Origin of the sequence: Bacillus sp. UNC438CL73TsuS30 (genome assembly GCF_000482325.1) — a bacterium.
Classification (GTDB): domain Bacteria; phylum Bacillota; class Bacilli; order Bacillales; family Cytobacillaceae; genus Neobacillus.
In genome coordinates, this window is sequence record NZ_AXVA01000005.1 from 1 (window position 1) to 21,422 (window position 21,422).

A 21,422-nucleotide genomic window follows, 5' to 3' on the forward strand; every position below is an offset into this window, starting at 1 on the left:
GTAGCTATGTGCGGACGGGATAAGTGCTGAAAGCATCTAAGCATGAAGCCCCCCTCAAGATGAGATTTCCCATAGCGTCAAGCTAGTAAGATCCCTGAAAGATGATCAGGTTGATAGGTCAGAGGTGGAAGCGTGGTGACATGTGGAGCTGACTGATACTAATCGATCGAGGACTTAACCATAACGAAAAGCGGAGGCGACTTTTCAACTTTGAGAGACGTTGGAGAGCCGGCACTGCAAATCCTGCCTTTTGGATTTGTAGGGACGGATCGAAACGGCCGAAAAGTTAGGAGCCGAAGCTAGACATGTCTTAAGGTGAACTCGTTTTTACTAAAACTTCTTCTGTATTATCTAGTTTTGAGGGAATGAAAAAAATAAATTTACCTCTTGAAAAATCTTAAAAAGACATTATAATAAAATAGTGTCTGATAAATAGTCTGGCAATAATGGCGAGAAGGTCACACCCGTTCCCATACCGAACACGGAAGTTAAGCTTCTCAGCGCCGATGGTAGTTGGGGGCTGTCCCCCTGTGAGAGTAGGACGTTGCCAGGCTTTGTATAATGGAGGATTAGCTCAGCTGGGAGAGCATCTGCCTTACAAGCAGAGGGTCGGCGGTTCGATCCCGTCATCCTCCACCATGATTTTTTCATGAATGTGAAAAAAATCTCCAGTAGAGGGTCGGCGGTTCGATCCCGTCATCCTCCACCATGATTTTTTCATGAATGTGAAAAAAATCTCCAGTATATGCCGGTTTAGCTCAATTGGTAGAGCAACTGACTTGTAATCAGTAGGTTGGGGGTTCAAGTCCTCTAGCCGGCACCACCTTTATTTTTAGAGCCATTAGCTCAGTTGGTAGAGCATCTGACTTTTAATCAGAGGGTCGAAGGTTCGAGTCCTTCATGGCTCACCAGAGTTTTTTGCGGTAGCAAAATAACTTTCAATATTGCGGGTGTGGCGGAATTGGCAGACGCACCAGACTTAGGATCTGGCGCCGCAAGGCGTGGGGGTTCGACTCCCTTCACCCGCACCATTTAAGTTAAATATATGCGGAAGTAGTTCAGTGGTAGAACACCACCTTGCCAAGGTGGGGGTCGCGGGTTCGAATCCCGTCTTCCGCTCCACTCTTGCCGGGGTGGCGGAACTGGCAGACGCACAGGACTTAAAATCCTGCGGTAGGTGACTACCGTACCGGTTCGATTCCGGTCCTCGGCACCAAGTTTTTTGCGCAAGCAAAATAACTTTCAATAATGCGCCCGTAGCTCAATTGGATAGAGCGTTTGACTACGGATCAAAAGGTTATGGGTTCGACTCCTTTCGGGCGCGCCATTATCGGGAAGGAAGTAGCTCAGCTTGGTAGAGCACTTGGTTTGGGACCAAGGGGTCGCAGGTTCGAATCCTGTCTTCCCGACCAGTATCTTTAACTATATTATGGGGTCTTAGCTCAGCTGGGAGAGCGCCTGCTTTGCACGCAGGAGGTCAGGGGTTCGATCCCCCTAGACTCCACTTATCTAATAATATTTTGGCGGTGTAGCTCAGCTGGCTAGAGCGTACGGTTCATACCCGTAAGGTCGGGGGTTCGATCCCCTCCGCCGCTACCAAAAGAGGGACCTTTAGCTCAGCTGGTTAGAGCAGACGGCTCATAACCGTCCGGTCGTAGGTTCGAGTCCTACAAGGTCCACCAATAGATTTGATATATTACGGAGGAATACCCAAGTCCGGCTGAAGGGATCGGTCTTGAAAACCGACAGGCGGGTTAAACCGCGCGGGGGTTCGAATCCCTCTTCCTCCGCCATATGATTTTATCTTCAGCATTTAGTTTTGGCTTTAATTTCTATTATCGCGGGGTGGAGCAGTCTGGTAGCTCGTCGGGCTCATAACCCGAAGGTCGCAGGTTCAAATCCTGCCTCCGCAATTTGGTCTGGTAGTTCAGTTGGTTAGAATGCCTGCCTGTCACGCAGGAGGTCGCGGGTTCGAGTCCCGTCCAGACCGCCATATGTTGGCTCAGTAGCTCAGTCGGTAGAGCAAAGGACTGAAAATCCTTGTGTCGGCGGTTCGATTCCGTCCTGAGCCACCATTTAAACTTTAGATTAACATGATTCCTTTTATGGCGGTTGTGGCGAAGTGGTTAACGCATCGGATTGTGGTTCCGACATTCGTGGGTTCGATTCCCATCAGCCGCCCCATAAAATGCGGGTGTAGTTTACTGGTAAAACCTCAGCCTTCCAAGCTGATGTAGTGGGTTCGATTCCCATCACCCGCTCCAAAATATGGGCCTATAGCTCAGCTGGTTAGAGCGCACGCCTGATAAGCGTGAGGTCGATGGTTCGAGTCCATTTAGGCCCACCATATTTCAATTGTTCCGCAGTAGCTCAGTGGTAGAGCTATCGGCTGTTAACCGATCGGTCGTAGGTTCGAGTCCTACCTGCGGAGCCATATAGAGAAGTACCCAAGTGGCTCAAGGGGCTCCCCTGCTAAGGGAGTAGGTCGGGTGACCGGCGCGAGGGTTCGAATCCCTTCTTCTCTGCCATAAAATTTAATTGGCCCCTTGGTCAAGCGGTTAAGACACCGCCCTTTCACGGCGGTAACACGGGTTCGAATCCCGTAGGGGTCATATTGTAAAGCTGATGATTAAGTTCATCAGCTTTTTTGTATTTTAGGGATCGTTTTGGAAAAATAATGGCGAATAAGCTTTTGGAAGATGTTTTGGTAAAAAGTCCATAAGGCTATCAATGCTGCATTTATAATGGGGCACTTTATTTTGCATCTTCCTTATAATACTTTCCAGTTCCCCCTGTTTATTTTCCGGTTTCAGCAAAATACTTTCCACTTAAGAAGATTTACTATCCAATTAGCTCAAAGTCCCGTAAAACTGGACTGTAAGCGACCAAACAGATGATTTATAAAGGATTTTCTGTATTAAATACAAAGTTAAATTGTGTTTTTAAATTTATTATCCACTTTTCCAAAAATACTTTCCGGTTCCGCTTGTTTACTTTCCAGTACTAATAAAATACTTTCCACTTAAAGTGATTTACTACCAACTTCCTCCAAATACTTTCCGCTTTCTACGTTTTACTTTCCGATTAAATTGATTTACTATCAAACTACCTTCAAAGGCACATAAAACCATAATATTGCCTGTGGAATAGGAGGGATTTAAGGAGGATTCACCATATGTATTACATATTTTAGTACAGGTTTTAACTTTACTTTCTTCTTCCCCGAAAATACTTTCCAGTTGCCATGATTTACTTTCCACCGACCTACCAAAACTTATCGTCCACCTTGATCCAAACCGATCCGCTCTCCAATAATATTTTCCTCAATATACCTTCCACTTCATCAATCAAAAAATGTAAACGTTGCCATGCAGAAACTTTTTTTAAGAGATTTCATCTGTTTTTGTCGAGGAACGTTATTTTCTTTGTCTGTTGCGGTCGAATTCCGTCGAAATAACAAGCAATATGGAGTTTGATAATAGTTATTGTCAGAAAACATAAAAAAGTATTTCAACGAAAATACAATAATTACAATTATAATTGTACTTTGTAATACATATTTTCAATGGAGATGAGAAAAGCCATGGCAGTGAATACATTTTTTCCTACTGACTATCAGTTGCATTTATTTCATGAAGGAAGCTTTTTTCAAAGTCACCAGCTTTTTGGCGCTCATATCTATAAAGATTCCGATAAAGTATATACACGGTTTTGCGTATGGGCCCCTAGGGCACAAGAGGTGAGGCTAGCTGGCGATTTTAATAATTGGAACGGTAAGGGATATGAACTACAAAAAGTGAATGATGATGGTGTCTGGATTCTCATAATGGACCAAGATCTTGAAGGACGCCTTTATAAGTACGAAATTATTACTGAAAATGGTGAGGTCATCAAAAAGGCTGATCCATATGCATTTTATTCAGAACTTCGTCCGAATACTGCATCAGTTGTTTATTCATTAGAAGGCTATATGTGGCAGGATGAACAGTGGATGAATCAGAGAAGGAAAAAAAACTTTCTATCAGAGCCTTCTGTTATCTATGAAGTTCATTTAGGGTCCTGGCTGAAGAAGCAGGATGAAGAATTTTTATCCTATAAAGAATTGGCAGCAGAACTTCTTCCCTATGTACTTGAACATGGGTTCACACATATTGAGTTATTACCCCTTGTTGAACATCCGCTCGATGCGTCTTGGGGGTATCAGGGTACAGGTTATTATTCTGTAACTTCAAGATATGGTAAACCGGAAGATTTCATGTATTTTGTTGACCAGTGCCACCAGCAAGGAATAGGAGTTATTCTTGACTGGGTACCAGGGCATTTTTGTAAAGATGCACATGGTTTATATCAGTTTGATGGTTCGCATCTATACTCTTATAGTCATGAACATGATCGGGAAAACCCGGTATGGGGGACAGCGAATTTTGATTTAGGAAAAGCTGAAGTGCAGAGCTTCCTTATTTCAAATGCCTTTTTTTGGATGACATACTACCATATTGATGGTTTTCGAATGGATGCGGTTGCCAATATCATTTATTGGCCGAATGCCGATGGAAAAATTGAAAACCCATATGGGATTGAATTTTTAAAGAAATTGAACAAAGAAATCCACGAATATGATCCATCCTTCTTGGTGATTGGAGAGGACTCAACTGATTTTCCTCGTGTCACCACACCGGTTTGTTATGGAGGATTAGGCTTCGATTATAAATGGAATATGGGCTGGATGAATGACATGCTTGAATATATGGAGACACCCCCTTATTCTCGTTCAAAAGTCCATTCAAATGTATCCTTTTCGCTTTTATATGCATTTTCAGAAAACTTCATGCTTCCATTCTCTCACGATGAAGTTGTCCACGGAAAAAAATCATTATTAGACAAAATGCCAGGTGATTATTGGGATAAGTTTGCACAATTACGACTTTTATTGGGCTATATGTACGCCCACCCTGGAAAGAAACTGTTATTTATGGGATTTGAACTGGGGCAATTTTCCGAATGGAAAGATAAAGAACAGCTTGATTGGAACTTGCTGGAGTATGACATGCATCAAAAAATGAATGTGTATGTTAAAGAATTAACAAAGTTTTACAAACGTTCAAAACCTCTTTTTGAATTAGACCATCTTCAGGACGGATTTGAATGGATTGATGTAGATAATCATCACCAATCAATCTTTTCTTTTATCCGAAAAGGCAAAAAGGTGGAAGAGTCATTAATTATTATTTGTAATTTTACAGGGGTTGGTTATGAAAATTATCGGATTGGTGTTCCGTCCCCTGGAGAATATCGGGAAATTTTTAATAATGATTATGAAATATTCGGCGGTGCCGGATGGATGAATAAAAAGAAAATCATCTCTAAAGAGGAGCCGTTTCATGGTAGGGGATACTCTGTTGAAGTGACCATTCCACCATATGGATTCCTCATTATTAGACCTGTTAAAAAACGAAAGGAGCGAAAAGGAAATGGGAAAGAAAAAGTGCGTAGCCATGCTATTGGCAGGAGGAAAAGGGAGCAGACTTAATTCTCTCACAAAGGACCTTGCAAAACCGGCTGTACCTTTTGGGGGGAAATACCGGATTATTGATTTTCCCTTAAGTAACTGCTCCAATTCCGGTATCGATACCGTTGGTGTTTTAACACAATATCAGCCATTACTGCTCAACTCGTATATAGGAATTGGCAGTGCCTGGGATCTTGACCGTAAGGATGGCGGTGTAACTGTTTTACCTCCATATAGTGAATCGTCTGAAGTGAAGTGGTACACAGGTACGGCTAGTGCTATTTATCAAAATTTAAATTATCTTAAACAATACCAGCCGGAATATGTGTTAATTCTTTCCGGAGATCACATTTATAAAATGAACTATGAAAGCATGCTTGAATATCATATTGAAAAAAGGGCGGATGTCACGATTTCCCTAATTGAAGTGCCATGGGCAGAAGCAAACCGCTTTGGCATTATGAGTACGAATGAGGATATGAGAATTACAGAGTTTGAGGAAAAGCCAAGCAGTCCTAAAAATAATCTTGCTTCCATGGGCATTTACATTTTTAGCTGGAATATACTGAAAGAATATTTGGAAATGGATGAAAGAAATCCTCATTCCAGTCATGACTTTGGAAAGGATGTTATTCCGTTATTACTAGATGAAAAGAAGAAACTTTTTGCCTACCCATTTAAAGGATACTGGAAAGATGTAGGTACGGTCCAAAGCCTTTGGGAGGCCAATATGGATTTATTAAATGATAAGTGTGAATTAGATTTATTCGATCTTGACTGGAGAATTTATTCAGTTAATCCGAATCAACCACCTCAATATATTGCTCCAAATGCCATCGTAAAAGAATCACTTATCAACGAGGGCTGCACCATTGAAGGGGAGATTGAAAAGTCAGTTCTTTTTCAAGGGGTAAGTGTGGGGCAAGGGACAATTATAAAAGAATCAGTCATTATGCCTGATGCAATTATTGGTAATAATGTTTTGATTGAAAAGGCAATTGTTCCAAGTGAAGTTACGGTTCCGGATGGAACAGTCATTCGTTCATATGAAGATGAAATTATTCTTGTGACAGAAGAAATGTTAAGTGGGCTATATCCTGCGTTTTAAATAATTAAGGAGGGAATAAGGTTTGAAAAGAAAGCTATTAGGAGTAATTGACGCAACAACCTATCATGAAGATTTAGAGGACTTAATCACACACCGCTCACTTGCAGCCCTTCCTTTTGGCGGGCGCTATCGAATAATTGATTTTATTCTTTCCAACATGGTTAATTCCGGAATCCGCAGCGTGGCGATTTTTCCGAAGCAACAATACCGATCATTAATGGACCATTTAGGTTCAGGAAAGAATTGGGATCTAAATCGAAAACGAGATGGACTGTTCTTTTTTCCTTCGCCCATTCTCGAAAATGATCAAAACAAAGTCGGTTCATTTGATCATTTTGCGGCTAATATGGACTATTTTTATCGCAGCACCCAAGAATACGCGATTATTGCTAATTGCTATACTGTTTTTAATATGAACTTTAAACCTCTTTTGGATTGGCATATCCGTTCAGGTTGTGATATCACAGAACTCCATCACAAAGATGGCCAGCCGATGGAGATTTACTTAGTAAAAACCTCCCTGCTTATGAAATTAATTGAAGCCAGAAATGAAACAGGGTATACCTGTATGAAAGACGTTGTTAGGGATATTTATCATGAATACACAGTTTGCCACCATGTATATGATGGATATGCAGTAATGATCGATTCATTCCAAAACTATTATTCTACGAGTATGGAAATGTTAAACCCGGCTGTTTGGAAGCAGTTATTTTTAAAAGACCTGCCAATTTTAACAAAGGTAAAGGATGAGCCGCCATCTAAATATATCAAAGGCTCAAGCGTAAAAAATACGATGATTGCCAATGGCTGCTTAATCAACGGTACAGTTGAAAATAGCATTATCTCCAGGGGCGTTAAAATTGGTAAAGGATCAGTTATTAAAAACTGTATTATCATGCAGAAGTGTCAAATCGAGGATAATTGTTACCTAGATTCGGTGATTTTAGATAAGGATGTCAAAGTTCAGGCTGGAACCCAATTAACGGGTACAGCTCAGAATCCATATGTTATTCGTAAAGGTACGAAACAAGGAGTGTTGATTAATTCGTGAAAGTTTTATTTACAGTTTCTGAGTGTGGTCCGTTTGTAAAATCTGGAGGGCTTGCAGATGTTGCTGGCTCTCTTCCAAAAGAATTAAAAAGTCTTGGTACAGATGTAAGAGTGATCCTTCCTAAATATGGTACAATTTCTGATGAATTTAAGAGGGAAATGAAAAAGATAAAGGAATTTACTGTTCCAGTAGGCTGGAGAAATCAATATTGCGGGATTGAAGAGCTGGTTTACCAAGGACTTACCTTTTATTTTGTCGATAATGAATATTATTTCAAACGAGAAAGCCTTTATGGTTTCTTTGATGATGGTGAAAGATTTGCTTTCTTTAACCGGGCTGTGTTAGAAGCCTTATCACACCTTAATTTCTTTCCAGATGTCCTCCACTGCCATGACTGGCATACAGCGATGATTCCTTTCCTTCTAAGAAAGGAATATTATCAACGAAAAGGGTACGGTAAAATCCGCACCGTCTTTACGATTCATAATCTTCAATTTCAGGGAATTTACCCAAATGAAGTATTAGAGGATTTATTTGGAATGGACCGAAAGGCTGTCGATTTGGGACAACTGGAGTTTTTCGGAAATGTTAATTTTATGAAAGCTGCTATTGTTGCCGCCGATAAAATTACGACAGTCAGTCCTACGTATAAGCAGGAAATACAAACACCAACCTATGGTGAAAAGTTGAACGGTCTCTTGAAAACAAGGGAAGAAGACCTTCTTGGAATCCTAAATGGGATTGATGAGGATTTTTATAATCCGGAAAAGGATCCATTTATTTATCAAACCTACACGGCCAATAATCATGAGAAAAAGTCTGTTAATAAACGCGAGATTCAAAAGCTCTTTGGACTGCCGCAGTCCTCTGGGACTCCGCTAATGGTGATGATTTCCCGACTTACGAAACAAAAAGGGCTTGACCTGGTTAAATGCGTCCTTAGGGAAATCCTGCAAGAGGATATACAATTAATTGTTCTTGGAACAGGCGATTACGAGTTTGAGGAATATTTTAGACAGGCTGCAAGGGTTTATCCTGAAAAGTTAAAGGTATATACCGGATTTAGTGAAGAACTGGCTCATAGGCTGTATGCTGGGGCAGACCTATTTTTAATGCCGTCACTATTTGAGCCGTGCGGGCTTGGTCAGATTATTGCCATGAAATACGGTGCCATCCCGATTGTCAGAGAAACTGGAGGGTTGAATGATACCGTTCAATCCTGGAATGAAACAACAGGTGAAGGAAACGGCTTCTCCTTCAGTCATTTTAATGCACATGATATGCTTTATACGATTCAGAGAGCCATTCATTTTTACCATAATCAGAATATATGGCCAAAGCTCGTAAAGAGGGCAATGGAGACGGATAATAGTTGGGCACAGTCAGCATTCAGATATAATCAACTCTATGCAGAGCTCATCTCAAGGAGTGAAACTCATGTTTTCTAATAAAACCGAGTTTAAAAGAACGTTTTTAAAAAGAGTTGAGATGGTGTGTGGGACTAGTTTTGCTGAGAGTACGGAGCAGGCTCATTTTCAGACCCTTGGAAATATGATTCGTGAATATGTCAGTAATGATTGGATTAAAACCAATGAACGATATCGAGAAACGAAGGGAAAGCAGGTTTACTATCTCTCTATCGAGTATCTTCTTGGAAAACTATTACGACAAAATTTAATCAATCTTGGGATCGAAAATGTGGTCCAGGAGGGGCTTGGGGAACTTGGGATTGATTTAAGCGAGTTAGAAGAGTTTGAAGCGGATGCAGGCTTGGGAAATGGTGGCTTAGGAAGGTTAGCCGCCTGTTTTTTAGATTCCCTCGCTTCGCTTAATCTCCCAGGTCATGGATATGGAATCCGTTATAAACACGGGTTGTTTGAACAAAAGATTGTCGACGGATACCAGGTTGAACTTCCGGAACAGTGGCTTCGGAGCGGGAACGTTTGGGAAATTCGTAAGGCAGATTTAGCAGTTAAAATTCCTTTTTGGGGGAAGGTAGAATCCAAAAACGAAAATGGCAGGCTTCTGTTTCAGCATTTGAATGCTGAAACCATTACTGCCGTGCCCCATGACATGCCGGTAGTCGGTTATAACACTGACACCGTCAATACATTAAGGCTATGGAACGCCGAGCCTTCACAATTTCCAATCCACCATGATATTTTAAGGTACAAAAGAGAAACAGAGTCTGTTTCGGAGTTTTTATATCCTGATGACACACATGATGAAGGAAAAATTTTACGACTAAAGCAGCAGTATTTTTTAGTTTCTGCGAGCCTGCAATCCATTATTAAGTCCTACCGCCAACAGCATGGAAATTTAGCCCAATTTCATGAGCATGTTTGCATCCATATCAATGATACGCATCCTGTTTTGGCTATTCCTGAATTGATGCGAATATTAATTGATGAGGAGTCATTTGACTGGGATGAGGCCTGGTATATTACCAGAAATACGATTTCCTATACCAATCATACCACCTTGACGGAGGCCTTAGAGAAATGGCCACTCAGGATTTTCCGCCCGCTGCTTCCACGGATTTATATGATTGTAGAAGAGATCAATGAACGGTTTTGCAAAGAACTTTGGGAACGGTATCCGGGTGATTGGGATCGCATCGGGAAGCTTGCGATTATCGCTGATGATCAGGTAAAAATGGCTCATTTAGCCATTGTCGGAAGCTTTAGTGTGAATGGTGTTGCTAAACTCCATACAGAAATTCTAAAAAATCGGGAAATGAGCCAGTTTTATCAATTGTTTCCGGAGAAATTCAACAATAAAACGAATGGAATTGCCCACCGGCGCTGGTTATTAAAGGCAAATCCAAAATTATCGAGCTTGATTACCGAAACGATTGGTACTAATTGGACACAGGCACCGAATGAATTAGTTCGGCTCAGCGAATATGAGAATAATACATCCTTCCTGGAACAGTTAGCGAGGATTAAAAAGGATAATAAAGAAAGACTTGCAGAAATCATCCATGATAAAACAGGAGTGGCAGTTGATACGAATTCTATTTTTGATGTGCAGGTGAAAAGACTTCATGCGTATAAGCGGCAGCTCCTCAATGTTTTACATATCATGTATCTTTATAACCAAATTAAAGAGGACTCAAGTTTTTCGATGGTTCCAAGGGTGTTTATCTTTGGTGCAAAAGCTTCACCAGGATACTATTACGCAAAGAAAATTATTAAATTAATTAATACGGTTGCTGAAAAGGTCAATCATGATCCAAAAATCGGTGATCGTATGAAGGTCATTTTTATGGAAAACTATCGTGTTTCATTGGCGGAGAAAATTTTTCCGGCTGCAGATGTGAGTGAACAAATTTCAACTGCGAGTAAAGAAGCATCGGGAACAGGAAATATGAAATTTATGATTAATGGAGCCCTTACAGTAGGGACACTGGACGGGGCTAATATTGAAATTCGTGAATTAGTAGGGGATTCCAATATCTTTACTTTTGGACTTACTGCCGATGAAGTATTGCATCATTACCAACATGGCGGCTACCAGTCCCTTGAATATTATCATCATGATTGGCGGATTCAGCAGGCCGTGGACCAGCTGGTTAATGGATTCTTTCCGGGAGTATATAATGAATTCGAACCGATATTCGATTCATTACTGGAGGAGAATGATCAATATTTTGTTTTAAAGGACTTTGCCTCCTATGTGGATATTCAAAAAGTAATTGGCAACACTTTTATGGACCCAATTAAGTGGCAAAAAATGAGTTTAGCGAACATTGCCAATGCCGGCTATTTTTCCAGCGACCGAACAATTCAAGAGTATGCAGATGATATTTGGGGAATTAAGTAGTAAAAAAGGGAGACCGATAAAAAAACGGCCTCCCTTTTATTTATGAGAAAAAGTGTCCAATAAAGATTCCAACTGCTAATAAAAATCCAAAGATTGTATTCGTTTGAGCTGTAGCTTTCATGGCCGGTGCCATTTGAATAGGCAGGGTGTTTTCGATAAATCCCTTTGTTGCTTTGATTGCTTTTGGTGCACTAATGATAACAATTGCCACCCAGGCAGGCGTGACTCCGGCAACAATCAGAGCGATCACCCAAAGATAAGAGAATGTAAACATCCCGGCAAGTAAATAAATGGCTCTTTTCTTTCCTAAAAGAATGGCAACCGTTTTTCGACCGTTTTTCTTATCTCCATCAAGGTCACGAATGTTATTGGATAGCATGATTTCACCGACAAGGACCATACTAGGAACAGAAACAAGAATACTAGTACTATTAACTGTACCGGTTTGAATAAAGAAGGAGATTAAAATAATTAACATTCCCATAAAGAAACCAGAAAAAATCTCTCCAAATGGAGTATAAGCAATTGGGAAAGGCCCTCCAGTATAAAAATATCCGATTGCCATACAAATCAATCCAACTAGAGCAAGCCACCAGCTGCTGTTTGCACAAATATATACTCCTAATAATAAAGCAATCCCATAAAAACCAAAGGCAAGATTTAAAACGGTTTTTGGTTTAATTCCATCACGGACAATTGTACCGCCAATTCCGACCGATTCCTCATTATCTAGTCCTCGTTTGAAATCAAAATACTCATTAAACATATTGGTTGCTGCCTGTATTAACAAGCTGGCAATCAGCATAGCAATAAAAAGTCCCACGTGAATTTTTTCATATTTAAGTGCTAGTGCTGTCCCAAGAAGGACCGGTACAAAAGATGCCGTTAGCGTATGGGGGCGGGTCATTTGCCACCAAACCTGAAAACCACGATTTGATTCCACAGCTGAACGCTGTAAATTTGGCTGCATATTTATTCTCTCCCTTTTAAAATTTTATCTATATTCCAAGCTTTATTTCTAATAGGACCAACAATCTTTCCAAATACTAAGTGTAAGAAAACAAAGAGTCAGTGTCAATGGAATTTTATTAGTACCCTAGCAGATAATACCTGTTTGCTTGAAAAGAAGGTTAAATAACATGAGGAAATCCCTAATTGTACTGTTTTTATACGAAAAAGAAATATTTACTATATAATAAGGAATGAAAAAGAAGGAAAAGACATGGATTTATTGACTTTTTTACAATGGGAGTAGTATGTTTAAATAGGCTTGAAAATGAATGGATAACAGCTTTTTCAGCTGTTTTGGAGGGATTTTTTTGGTTACCATTCACGAATTAGAATTAAAGGAAAGAGGGCTTTTGGCTCTTACAAGAGCTAAAAAACTTGGCCGGTCCATTTTAGTCAGTGAAGTTCATCAAATGGATTGGATGAACCCTTTTACATTTTTTATGCTGGGGAAGGAACGCTACCTGGGTGAACGGTTTTTCTGGAAGGACCCGACGGATGAAATGGTGATAGCAGGTATTGGAATATCAAAACAAATTCAGTCGGATCAGGCTACTGACCGCTTTTTTCATGTTGATAAAGAATGGCAGACTTTTTTAAAGGATAGCCTTATTTATAATCCATATTCACAATTGGGGATTGGTCCCGTCATGTTTGGCGGATTTTCCTTTGACCCTCACAAACCAAAAACAAATCTATGGTCAAAATACCCTGATTCACTGTTTCATATCCCAAAATACATGTTAAGTATTATAAAGGGTCAAACCTTTCTAACAACCAACATTGTTTGTACCCCAAATGATGATGAATCATTATTTACAAAGATTCTCGATGAGAGAACTCAGCTTTTACGTTCCAGCAATCAGAAGATCGAAACAAAGTCAGCAGACCTCCTTAAGACGAAAGAAATTTTTCCTGAATCGTGGAAAAAGTCCGTTGATAAAGTTGTAAAGGATTTAAAGACAGGCCCGTTAAAAAAGGTAGTTCTTGCCCGTGAACTCCGTCTGTTATTTAATGCCATGGTTGAACCGGAATCCGTATTAAACCGATTATCTGAGCAGCAACAGGATAGTTACCTCTTTGTGTTTGAATCCAATGGAGATTGCTTTATCGGGGCTACTCCTGAACGGCTGATAAAAAAACAGGATACTCATATTTTTTCGACTTGTCTTGCCGGATCGATTTCGAGAGGCCAGACTGAGGAAGAGGATGAATACTTAGGTGAAACCTTATTAAACGATAAGAAAAATCTAATTGAGCATGAGTATGTTGTGGAAATGATTAAGGAAGCTTTAGAGGAGTCGTGTGAAGAAATAATCCTTCCTGATAAGCCCCAATTAATGAAAATTAGGGATATTCAGCATCTATATACACCAGTTGTTGGAAGAGCTAAGAGCAATGCTGCTTTACTTCATATAGTTGAAAGGCTCCATCCAACACCAGCCCTTGGAGGACTTCCCAAAAAAGAAGCGGTTGAAAAAATCAGGGAAGTAGAAAAACTTGACCGGGGCTTTTATGCAGCACCACTTGGCTGGGTGGATTATCGCGAAAATGGAGAATTTGCTGTTGCCATTAGGTCTGGCCTTATTCAGGGAAAGGAAGTTTCCCTATTCGCCGGGTGCGGTGTTGTTGCCGATTCTGAATCAGAAAGTGAATATTTAGAGACGGATTTAAAATTTAGACCGATGCTTCGTGCTCTTGGAGGAAATTAATATGAGTCATCAAGAATCACTAACTGCCTATATTGCAGCATTTGTTTCAGAGCTTGTTCTCTCCGGCATAACAGATGTCGTAGTCAGTCCAGGCTCCCGTTCCACACCAATGGCTATGGTCATTGCGGAACACCCGGACTTAAAACTTCATATCCATGTAGATGAACGCTCAGCAGCGTTCTTTGCATTAGGGATTGCGAAGGCATCCAATCGCCCAGTAGCGATCCTGTGCACTTCAGGAACGGCCGCTGCAAATTATTATCCTGCAATAGTTGAGGCACGATATGCAAGGGTACCGTTACTCGTACTAACGGCTGATCGGCCGCATGAACTTCGAAATGTAGGTGCACCACAGGCGATTGATCAAATTCATTTATATGGTCATCATGTTAAGTGGTTTTCAGAGATGGCTTTACCTGAAAAAAGTGATGAAATGATTCGCTATGCAAGGACCGTCTGCGCCCGTGCAACAGCTATTGCGACACAAGCTCCAGCTGGCCCTGTCCATTTGAATTTTCCTTTTAGGGAGCCGTTAATACCAAAGTTAAATGATGAGCTGTTTCATGTCACGGAACGCCCGAATGGCTATGTAAACGTCGTTAACGGAGCTTTTACGATAGACGATGAACAATTTACGGCAATCGCCTCGTTGCTTGAGGATAAGGAGAAGGGAATTATTGTATGTGGAAATATAGGGGACAAGGATTTTGCAAAAAATGTGACAAAGCTGGCGGAAACCTTAAACTATCCCATTCTGGTTGACCCGTTATCACAGCTAAGAAGCGGTAAGCATAATCAGGAGCATATCATCGAAGCTTATGATACATTTTTACGGAATGAAGATGCGAAGAATAATCTAAAACCTGATGTTGTAATTCGTTTTGGAGCCATGCCCGTTTCTAAAGCGTTAACAATCTTCTTAAAAGAACATCATAATGCAGTGCAATTTGTAATTGATAGCGGTGGAGGCTGGCGTGACCCGGCAGCATTAACCACCAATATGATTTATTGTAATGAATCAACTTTTTGTGAAAAGTTAGCATCAAGTGTTACGAGAAAATCGACAACCTCATTCTTGGACAGATGGAAAAGCGTTAATCAACTGACAAAGGACCATATGGGAATGATAAGAGATACGACCGAGTTAAGTGAAGCGAAATTATTTTCCCAGTTGGCGGAAATGCTTCCGGAGGGTGCAACTTTATTTGTCGGAAATAGTATGCCTATAAGGGACTTGGATAGTTTTTTCCTTAATAATGATAAATCAATTACCATTATGGCAAATAGAGGTGCGAATGGAATTGATGGTACTGTTTCGACTGCTTTAGGTGCGGCTTTATATTCAAAACCGCTCTATCTTGTATTAGGAGATTTAACGTTTTTCCATGATTTAAATGGATTATTAGCGGCAAAGTTACATGAAATCGACATTCAAATTCTTGTTATTAATAATAATGGCGGAGGAATTTTCTCCTTTCTTCCACAATCGGAACATCCGACTCATTTTGAGCTGCTATTTGGAACGCCAATAGATCTTGATTTTGAATATGCGGTTAAGATGTATAACGGGAATTTTACTAGAATTAAGGATTGGGATCATTTCCATTCGCTTATGAATAATACCAAAACAACTGGTTTAAATGTATTTGAATTCGTGACAAGTAGAGAGAAAAACACGGAGGAACACCGCGAATTTTGGCGTTCTGTTTCCCAGGAAATATCAAATTTTGTCAAAGGTGAACATGAATGGACATAATGGTTGAAAATCTTCAGATTCATGTTCAAATATGCGGTACAGGTTTCCCATTACTTCTGCTACATGGGTTTACAGGAGATGCCTCCACATGGACTCCGTTTTGCTCTGTTTGGGGTGGACATTCTAAATTAATCATTCCTGATATCATAGGCCATGGCAAAACCCATATTAGTGAAGAATTAGACCGCTATACGATTGAGTCAGCTGCAGGGGATTTGAACTTAGTACTTGAACAGCTAGAAATAAATCAGATTGACATTCTTGGATATTCAATGGGAGGGAGACTTGCATTAACCTTTGCCATTCTTTATCCTAAAAAGGTAAGAAAGCTAATTTTGGAAAGTGCTTCACCTGGTCTTGAAACCGAAGAAGAACGGAATAACCGCTCTATGAGTGATTTTAAACTTGCTCGTTTTATAAAAGAAGAAGGAATTCAATCATTTGTTGATTATTGGGAGACAATCCCATTATTCGCAACGATGGAAAAACTTCCGGCTGAAACGAAGAAGTCAATTAGAAAAAAGCGTTTAAGCAACTCCCCGATTGGGCTTGCAAACAGTTTAATTGGAATGGGAACAGGCTCTCAGCCTTCTTGGTGGGAGAAGTTAAATCAGTTATCCTGTGAGGTTTTACTGCTTACTGGTGAAAAAGATGTTAAGTTTTGTCGGATTGCAGAAAAAATGATGAAAAAGCTAGAAAATGGCAATTGGATTGTTGTTCAAAAAAGTGGACATGCAATCCATGTGGAAGATGCTGAAAAGTTTGGTACAATAGTTAGTGACTATTTGTCGAATAAAAACTAAAGGAGGATCAACTTATGACAGTTGAATGGGTTGCAGGTCGCAAGTACGATGAAATTATTTATGAAACCTATAACGGGATTGCGAAAATCACCATTAACCGCCCGCATGTACATAATGCTTTTACACCAAAGACCGTAATGGAATTAATTGATGCTTTTGCTTATGCACGTGATGACTCAAATGTAGGTGTTATTGTTTTAACAGGTGCAGGAGATAAGGCGTTTTGTTCCGGGGGAGATCAGAGTGTCCGTGGACATGGAGGCTATGTGGGGGATGACCAAATTCCTCGTTTAAATGTCCTTGATCTTCAACGTCTAATCCGTGTCATTCCGAAACCAGTTATCGCAATGGTAAAGGGGTATGCAATTGGCGGAGGACATGTCTTACATGTTGTCTGTGATTTAACAATTGCAGCAGACAATGCTGTTTTCGGCCAAACAGGACCGAAAGTAGGAAGCTTTGATGCCGGATACGGTTCAGGCTATCTTGCTAGAATTATTGGACATAAAAAAGCCCGTGAAATTTGGTATTTATGCCGTCAATATAATGCGCAGGAAGCACTTGACATGGGTCTTGTTAACACGGTTGTTCCACTTGAGCAGGTAGAAGAAGAAACCATTAAATGGTGTGAAGAAATGTTAGAAAAGAGCCCAACAGCTCTTCGCTTTATAAAAGCTGCTATGAATGCGGATACCGATGGATTAGCTGGTCTTCAGCAATTTGCCGGCGATGCCACATTGCTATATTATACAACGGAAGAAGCGAAGGAAGGCCGCGATGCATTTAAAGAAAAACGTAAGCCTGGCTTCGATCAATTCCCGCGTTTCCCTTGATTTTATAAACAAATTTTCAAAACAGCTTGATGGCCTCCATCAAGCTGTTTTAATAGAAAGCGGAAATTTAAAAGTTGGTGATTACGATGCAAAATAATATGATGCCTAATTTTTTAAAGAATAGAGCATATTTAACACCTGACCGTGTAGCGGTTTATTTTGATACCAGGCAATTAACTTTTCATGAACTGTACGAACAATCCGTTGAAACAGCAGGCAAGCTTCAATGTCAAGGGGTTGGAAGGGGTAAATATGTGGGGGTTTTATTAAAAAACCACCTGGATACCATTGTGGTATTATTTGCACTTCAACTTCTCGGAGTTAGAGCAGTTATTCTCAATAACCGTTTAACCTCACCTGAAATCGTCTGGCAGCTAAAAGACTCCCAGGCAGCCTTATTGATAACGGAAAAAAGCTTTACCGATAAAGGACTTGAAATCAGAGATATACTTCCAACCCTTTTAAAAGAACAATTGGACAGCCTCCCAATGGAAACTCCCGATATACAAGCGGAAATTAATCTTGAAGATGTTTGTACGATCATGTACACCTCCGGGACAACAGGCAAACCAAAAGGAGTTATGCAGACATATGGAAATCATTGGTGGAGTTCAGTTGGGTCCGCCCTTAATCTCGGATTTAGCGATTCAGATTGCTGGCTTTGTTCGGTCCCTCTTTTTCATATCAGTGGTTATTCCATCCTCATGCGTAGTGTCATATATGGTATGCCAATCGTTCTTCATGAGAGCTTTGATGTTGAAAAAATAATAGAGGATTTTCATAGTAAGCAGGTTACCATTATGTCTGTTGTAGGAACTATGTTAACAAGAATAGTTGATTCTCTAGGCGAAGCAGGGTTGCCGGAATCATTCCGCTGTATGCTTCTTGGCGGAGGCCCCGCACCATTGCCATTACTTCAAGCCTGCGTGGCAAAAAATGTCCCGGTATTTCAGACATATGGAATGACAGAAACCTCCTCGCAAATTGTAACCTTGTCACCTGAGTATAGTATTTCAAAATTAGGTTCTGCGGGAAAACCGCTTTTTCCTTCACAAGTTCAGATTATTCGTGATGATGGTCGAAGAGCAATGGAAGGCGAAACAGGAGAAATTATCGTTAAAGGCCCTAATGTTACACCAGGTTATTTAAACCGCCCAGGAGCAATGCTAGACAGGATGCAGGATGGATGGTTTTCAACCGGTGACATTGGCTATTTGGACGATGAAGGCTTTTTATATGTTTTAGATCGCCGTTCAGATTTGATTATCTCAGGGGGGGAAAATGTTTACCCGGCTGAAATTGAATCAGTGCTCCTATCCCATCCTTTTGTTAAGGATGCTGGGGTAACAGGACAAGCGGACGAACGATGGGGTCAGGTACCTATTGCTTTTATTGTGAAAAAAGAGGGAAACTCTGTATCTGGAAATGAACTTGAACTATTTTGTATGGAGCGGTTAGCCAAATACAAAGTGCCAAAAGATTTTAAGTTTGTTGAAGAGCTCCCAAGAAATGCTTCCAACAAGCTGTTAAGAAGAAAGCTAAAAGGAGAACAGTAGCAATATTAAATAGAACCAGGCAGATCACAAATGCCTGGTTCTTTTCTTTACATTCCCTCTGCTTCAAAGGTTTTACAGTCTGTCTCTTGAGTATTATCTGCTGTTTTTCCTTTATGACTAACAACATATATTTGTTCAGCACTGCATTTATTTCCTTTTGCCCAATAAGTACAGTTATTAACTTCGCATAAAACATCTTGTGCCACTTTGTATCACTCCTTTTCATTTCGTAATACAGCTATAGCTTTTGATGTTTGATATTCAGCCATCCATGGGAGTAAAAGGAATTTTATTTAGATAAAGCTGTTTTTAAAGTCGCTAAATTTTTATTCATTAAAGTAAAATAGGTTTCTTTATTTTTAATATTATCTTCGGTTAAAATAGCCAAATTGTGGATGGGAAGTGCCTTTGCACCAATTTCATTTTTAACAATCTCTCCTAATTTGGAATGAACATTTTGTTCAAAAAGAATATAGTGTAATCCTTCACGGTCGGCCAATGAAATGATTTTTTCTAATTCCTTTTGTGTAGGTTCATTTGTTGTCGATAAACCGGAAATACTAATTTGCTTAATTCCATAACGAGTTTCCCAATAGCCAAATGCAGCATGGGTAACGATTATTTCTTTATGTGGTGCATTTTTTATCGTATCTTGATACTTTGTATTTAGATTATCCAATTGCTTTGCAAGCCTTTGGTAATTTTCATTGAATAATGCTTTATGCTGCGGCATTTTTTTAATTAATGAATTTTTAATGACTCCCGCCATTTCTTTAGAGTATATAGGGTCAAGCCATACATGGGGGTTTATATCACCATGTTGATGGCCATCTTCATCTGCTTCATCAGCATGTTGATCTTTTGGAAGTTGAAGCTGTTCAGCAGCTGCAACTAATGTAACATTCTCGTCCTGCAAGGTGGTTTTTGCCTTTTCTACAAATCCTTCAAGACCTAAACCAATATAGAAAAACAGGTCTGAATCTGCAAGGTTCATCATATCCTTTTGCGATGGTTCAAAGGTATGTTCATCCGCTCCAGGGGGATAAATGGTTTTTACATTTACGTATTTTCCGCCAATTTGTTCAGTAAAATACTGAAGTGGGAATACTGTTGTATATATGGTTAATTGCCCTTTCTTTTTTTGCACTTGGTCATTATTTGATGTACATCCTGACAAAAGCAAACTTAAAGGAACTAGGATTGAAAGAAAAAGAATAAATTTTTTCATAAAAACTCCTTTATTAATTTAATAAATCGGATTAATTACGATTTATATAAGAAAATTTTTTAAAAATTGCATGTATAATACGGAACGATTCCGATTTCCTTATGTATCTTACAAAAAAATAACCTTATTTGCAAGCAAAAAGTTTACTGCAGGAAGCAGAATTTATATAAGATAGAGAAAAGGAAATAGATACGAAAGGTAGATGGCTATGACAGGAAAGAAAATGTTAAATGATATTTTGGAATTTAATAAGCAATTTGTGGAAAATCGAGAATATGAAAAATATGAAACGACCAAATTTCCAAAAAAGAAAATGGTGGTCCTTACCTGTATGGACACCAGATTATTGGAATTATTGCCAAAAGCGCTGAATTTAAATAATGGGGACATCAAACTTGTCAAAAATGCAGGTGCGATTGTTTCCCATCCGTTTGGTAGTATTATGCGCAGCATCTTGATTGCAGTCTTTGAATTACAAGCAGATGAGGTAATGGTGATTGCCCACCATGATTGCGGCATGAGTGGACTAAAAGCAGGCCCGGTAATTGAAAGTATGAAAAAGCGGGGGATTTCAGAAGAAAAACTTCAGACATTAAAATATGCAGGGGTAGATTTTGAAGAGTGGCTGCATGGGTTTGATAACGTCCAAGAGAGTGTTGTTCACAGTGTAAATACCATTAAGTATCACCCGCTAATGCCAGAAGGCGTACCGGTTCATGGCCTCGTTATTGATCCAAAGACAGGAAAGCTTGATTTGATTGTCAACGGATACGAGGACTAATATCCTTTACCTCGTTCTTTTTTTTCAGGAACAGGATCGAAACCGCCAGGGTGAAAGGGATGACATTTTAAAATCCGTTTGATTGTCAGCAAGCCACCCTTTAAAGCTCCAAAGCGTTGAATGGCCTCCAAGCCATAATGGGAACAAGTGGGATAAAAACGGCAGGTTGGCGGTTTTAAAGGTGAGATCACCACTTGGTAGAAACGAATCAACCCAATAAATGTTTTTTTAAACATGCAGTTCACCTCT

The 21,422-nt window shown here is 39.9% G+C and carries 15 protein-coding genes, 21 tRNA genes and 2 rRNA genes; 34 read left to right on the top strand and 4 right to left on the bottom strand.

What is annotated here, in order from left to right; translation table 11 throughout:
• The 28 genes from M028_RS0100005 to M028_RS0100160 form a co-directional block, all read left to right on the top strand.
• A 23S ribosomal RNA gene (locus M028_RS0100005) occupies positions 1-182 on the top strand; the annotation flags it as partial.
• A 254-nt stretch (positions 183-436) separates the two neighbouring features.
• Positions 437-553 (top strand): 5S ribosomal RNA (gene rrf / locus M028_RS0100010).
• 10 nt (positions 554-563) lie between these two features.
• Positions 564-639, top strand: a tRNA-Val gene (locus tag M028_RS0100015).
• A gap of 108 nt (positions 640-747) precedes the next feature.
• Positions 748-823: transfer RNA gene (locus M028_RS0100020), tRNA-Thr, on the top strand.
• Positions 824-835: 12 nt separating this feature from the next.
• Positions 836-911 (top strand) — tRNA-Lys (locus tag M028_RS0100025).
• A gap of 35 nt (positions 912-946) precedes the next feature.
• A tRNA-Leu gene (locus M028_RS0100030) sits at positions 947-1,031 on the top strand.
• A gap of 16 nt (positions 1,032-1,047) precedes the next feature.
• Positions 1,048-1,122: transfer RNA gene (locus tag M028_RS0100035), tRNA-Gly, on the top strand.
• 5 nt (positions 1,123-1,127) lie between these two features.
• Positions 1,128-1,216 (top strand) — tRNA-Leu (locus M028_RS0100040).
• Positions 1,217-1,250: 34 nt separating this feature from the next.
• Positions 1,251-1,327: transfer RNA gene (locus tag M028_RS0100045), tRNA-Arg, on the top strand.
• Positions 1,328-1,331: 4 nt separating this feature from the next.
• Positions 1,332-1,412: transfer RNA gene (locus M028_RS0100050), tRNA-Pro, on the top strand.
• Positions 1,413-1,431: 19 nt separating this feature from the next.
• A tRNA-Ala gene (locus M028_RS0100055) sits at positions 1,432-1,504 on the top strand.
• 18 nt (positions 1,505-1,522) lie between these two features.
• A tRNA-Met gene (locus M028_RS0100060) sits at positions 1,523-1,599 on the top strand.
• A gap of 6 nt (positions 1,600-1,605) precedes the next feature.
• A tRNA-Ile gene (locus M028_RS0100065) sits at positions 1,606-1,682 on the top strand.
• An 18-nt stretch (positions 1,683-1,700) separates the two neighbouring features.
• Positions 1,701-1,793, top strand: a tRNA-Ser gene (locus tag M028_RS0100070).
• A gap of 46 nt (positions 1,794-1,839) precedes the next feature.
• A tRNA-Met gene (locus M028_RS0100075) sits at positions 1,840-1,913 on the top strand.
• A 3-nt stretch (positions 1,914-1,916) separates the two neighbouring features.
• Positions 1,917-1,993, top strand: a tRNA-Asp gene (locus tag M028_RS0100080).
• Between the two features lie 6 nt (positions 1,994-1,999).
• Positions 2,000-2,075 (top strand) — tRNA-Phe (locus tag M028_RS0100085).
• A gap of 33 nt (positions 2,076-2,108) precedes the next feature.
• A tRNA-His gene (locus M028_RS0100090) sits at positions 2,109-2,184 on the top strand.
• Positions 2,185-2,190: 6 nt separating this feature from the next.
• Positions 2,191-2,264, top strand: a tRNA-Gly gene (locus tag M028_RS0100095).
• A 6-nt stretch (positions 2,265-2,270) separates the two neighbouring features.
• A tRNA-Ile gene (locus M028_RS0100100) sits at positions 2,271-2,347 on the top strand.
• A 12-nt stretch (positions 2,348-2,359) separates the two neighbouring features.
• Positions 2,360-2,434, top strand: a tRNA-Asn gene (locus M028_RS0100105).
• Positions 2,435-2,437: 3 nt separating this feature from the next.
• A tRNA-Ser gene (locus M028_RS0100110) sits at positions 2,438-2,528 on the top strand.
• Between the two features lie 12 nt (positions 2,529-2,540).
• Positions 2,541-2,612: transfer RNA gene (locus M028_RS0100115), tRNA-Glu, on the top strand.
• Between the two features lie 971 nt (positions 2,613-3,583).
• Positions 3,584-5,530: a 1,4-alpha-glucan branching protein GlgB gene (glgB, locus tag M028_RS0100140; RefSeq protein WP_026572083.1), complete on the top strand. Its 1,947-nt coding sequence runs from the start codon at positions 3,584-3,586 to the stop codon at positions 5,528-5,530.
• Complete coding sequence (locus M028_RS0100145; protein WP_026572084.1) at positions 5,472-6,617, top strand: glucose-1-phosphate adenylyltransferase; 1,146 nt, start codon at positions 5,472-5,474, stop codon at positions 6,615-6,617. The genes glgB and M028_RS0100145 overlap by 59 nt, the downstream gene beginning before the upstream one ends.
• A 22-nt stretch (positions 6,618-6,639) precedes the next feature.
• On the top strand, positions 6,640-7,671 hold the full coding sequence (locus tag M028_RS0100150; RefSeq protein ID WP_026572085.1) for a sugar phosphate nucleotidyltransferase: 1,032 nt from the start codon (positions 6,640-6,642) through the stop codon (positions 7,669-7,671).
• Positions 7,668-9,119, top strand: coding sequence for a glycogen synthase GlgA (gene glgA / locus M028_RS0100155; protein WP_026572086.1), 1,452 nt, complete (start codon positions 7,668-7,670; stop codon positions 9,117-9,119). Before M028_RS0100150 ends, glgA begins: the two co-directional genes overlap by 4 nt.
• Positions 9,109-11,496, top strand: coding sequence for a glycogen/starch/alpha-glucan phosphorylase (locus M028_RS0100160; RefSeq protein ID WP_026572087.1), 2,388 nt, complete (start codon positions 9,109-9,111; stop codon positions 11,494-11,496). Before glgA ends, M028_RS0100160 begins: the two co-directional genes overlap by 11 nt.
• 40 nt (positions 11,497-11,536) lie before the next feature.
• Here M028_RS0100160 and M028_RS0100165 read toward each other — a convergent pair whose 3' ends face one another.
• The gene (locus tag M028_RS0100165) at positions 11,537-12,466 is read right to left on the bottom strand and encodes a 1,4-dihydroxy-2-naphthoate polyprenyltransferase (RefSeq protein WP_026572088.1); all 930 of its coding nucleotides are present in this window, start codon (positions 12,464-12,466) and stop codon (positions 11,537-11,539) included.
• Positions 12,467-12,815: 349 nt separating this feature from the next.
• Between M028_RS0100165 and M028_RS0100170 the strand changes: the two genes are divergently transcribed.
• From M028_RS0100170 to M028_RS0100190, 5 genes are all read left to right on the top strand, one after another.
• Complete coding sequence (locus tag M028_RS0100170; RefSeq protein WP_026572089.1) at positions 12,816-14,216, top strand: isochorismate synthase; 1,401 nt, start codon at positions 12,816-12,818, stop codon at positions 14,214-14,216.
• Between the two features lies 1 nt (position 14,217).
• Positions 14,218-15,972 (top strand): 2-succinyl-5-enolpyruvyl-6-hydroxy-3-cyclohexene-1-carboxylic-acid synthase, encoded by a 1,755-nt coding sequence (menD, locus tag M028_RS0100175; protein ID WP_026572090.1) that lies wholly within the window; start codon positions 14,218-14,220, stop codon positions 15,970-15,972.
• The gene (menH, locus tag M028_RS0100180; RefSeq protein ID WP_026572091.1) at positions 15,963-16,775 is read left to right on the top strand and encodes a 2-succinyl-6-hydroxy-2,4-cyclohexadiene-1-carboxylate synthase; all 813 of its coding nucleotides are present in this window, start codon (positions 15,963-15,965) and stop codon (positions 16,773-16,775) included. The genes menD and menH overlap by 10 nt, the downstream gene beginning before the upstream one ends.
• 14 nt (positions 16,776-16,789) lie before the next feature.
• The gene (menB, locus tag M028_RS0100185) at positions 16,790-17,608 is read left to right on the top strand and encodes a 1,4-dihydroxy-2-naphthoyl-CoA synthase (RefSeq protein ID WP_026572092.1); all 819 of its coding nucleotides are present in this window, start codon (positions 16,790-16,792) and stop codon (positions 17,606-17,608) included.
• 86 nt (positions 17,609-17,694) lie between these two features.
• Positions 17,695-19,164: an o-succinylbenzoate--CoA ligase gene (locus tag M028_RS0100190; protein ID WP_026572093.1), complete on the top strand. Its 1,470-nt coding sequence runs from the start codon at positions 17,695-17,697 to the stop codon at positions 19,162-19,164.
• 47 nt (positions 19,165-19,211) lie between these two features.
• On the opposite strand, the gene M028_RS31760 is transcribed toward M028_RS0100190, so the two are convergent.
• Together M028_RS31760 and M028_RS0100200 are read right to left on the bottom strand one after the other, a co-directional pair.
• Complete coding sequence (locus tag M028_RS31760; protein ID WP_081810608.1) at positions 19,212-19,370, bottom strand: DUF1540 domain-containing protein; 159 nt, start codon at positions 19,368-19,370, stop codon at positions 19,212-19,214.
• An 83-nt stretch (positions 19,371-19,453) separates the two neighbouring features.
• On the bottom strand, positions 19,454-20,392 hold the full coding sequence (locus tag M028_RS0100200) for a metal ABC transporter solute-binding protein, Zn/Mn family (protein WP_035423573.1): 939 nt from the start codon (positions 20,390-20,392) through the stop codon (positions 19,454-19,456).
• Between the two features lie 208 nt (positions 20,393-20,600).
• Here M028_RS0100200 and M028_RS0100205 point away from each other — a divergent pair, with 208 nt between their 5' ends.
• Positions 20,601-21,173: a beta-class carbonic anhydrase gene (locus M028_RS0100205; RefSeq protein WP_081810609.1), complete on the top strand. Its 573-nt coding sequence runs from the start codon at positions 20,601-20,603 to the stop codon at positions 21,171-21,173.
• On the opposite strand, the gene yidD is transcribed toward M028_RS0100205, so the two are convergent.
• Positions 21,170-21,409: a membrane protein insertion efficiency factor YidD gene (yidD, locus tag M028_RS0100210; protein WP_026572096.1), complete on the bottom strand. Its 240-nt coding sequence runs from the start codon at positions 21,407-21,409 to the stop codon at positions 21,170-21,172. The genes M028_RS0100205 and yidD overlap by 4 nt on opposite strands.
• Positions 21,410-21,422 lie beyond the last annotated feature (13 nt).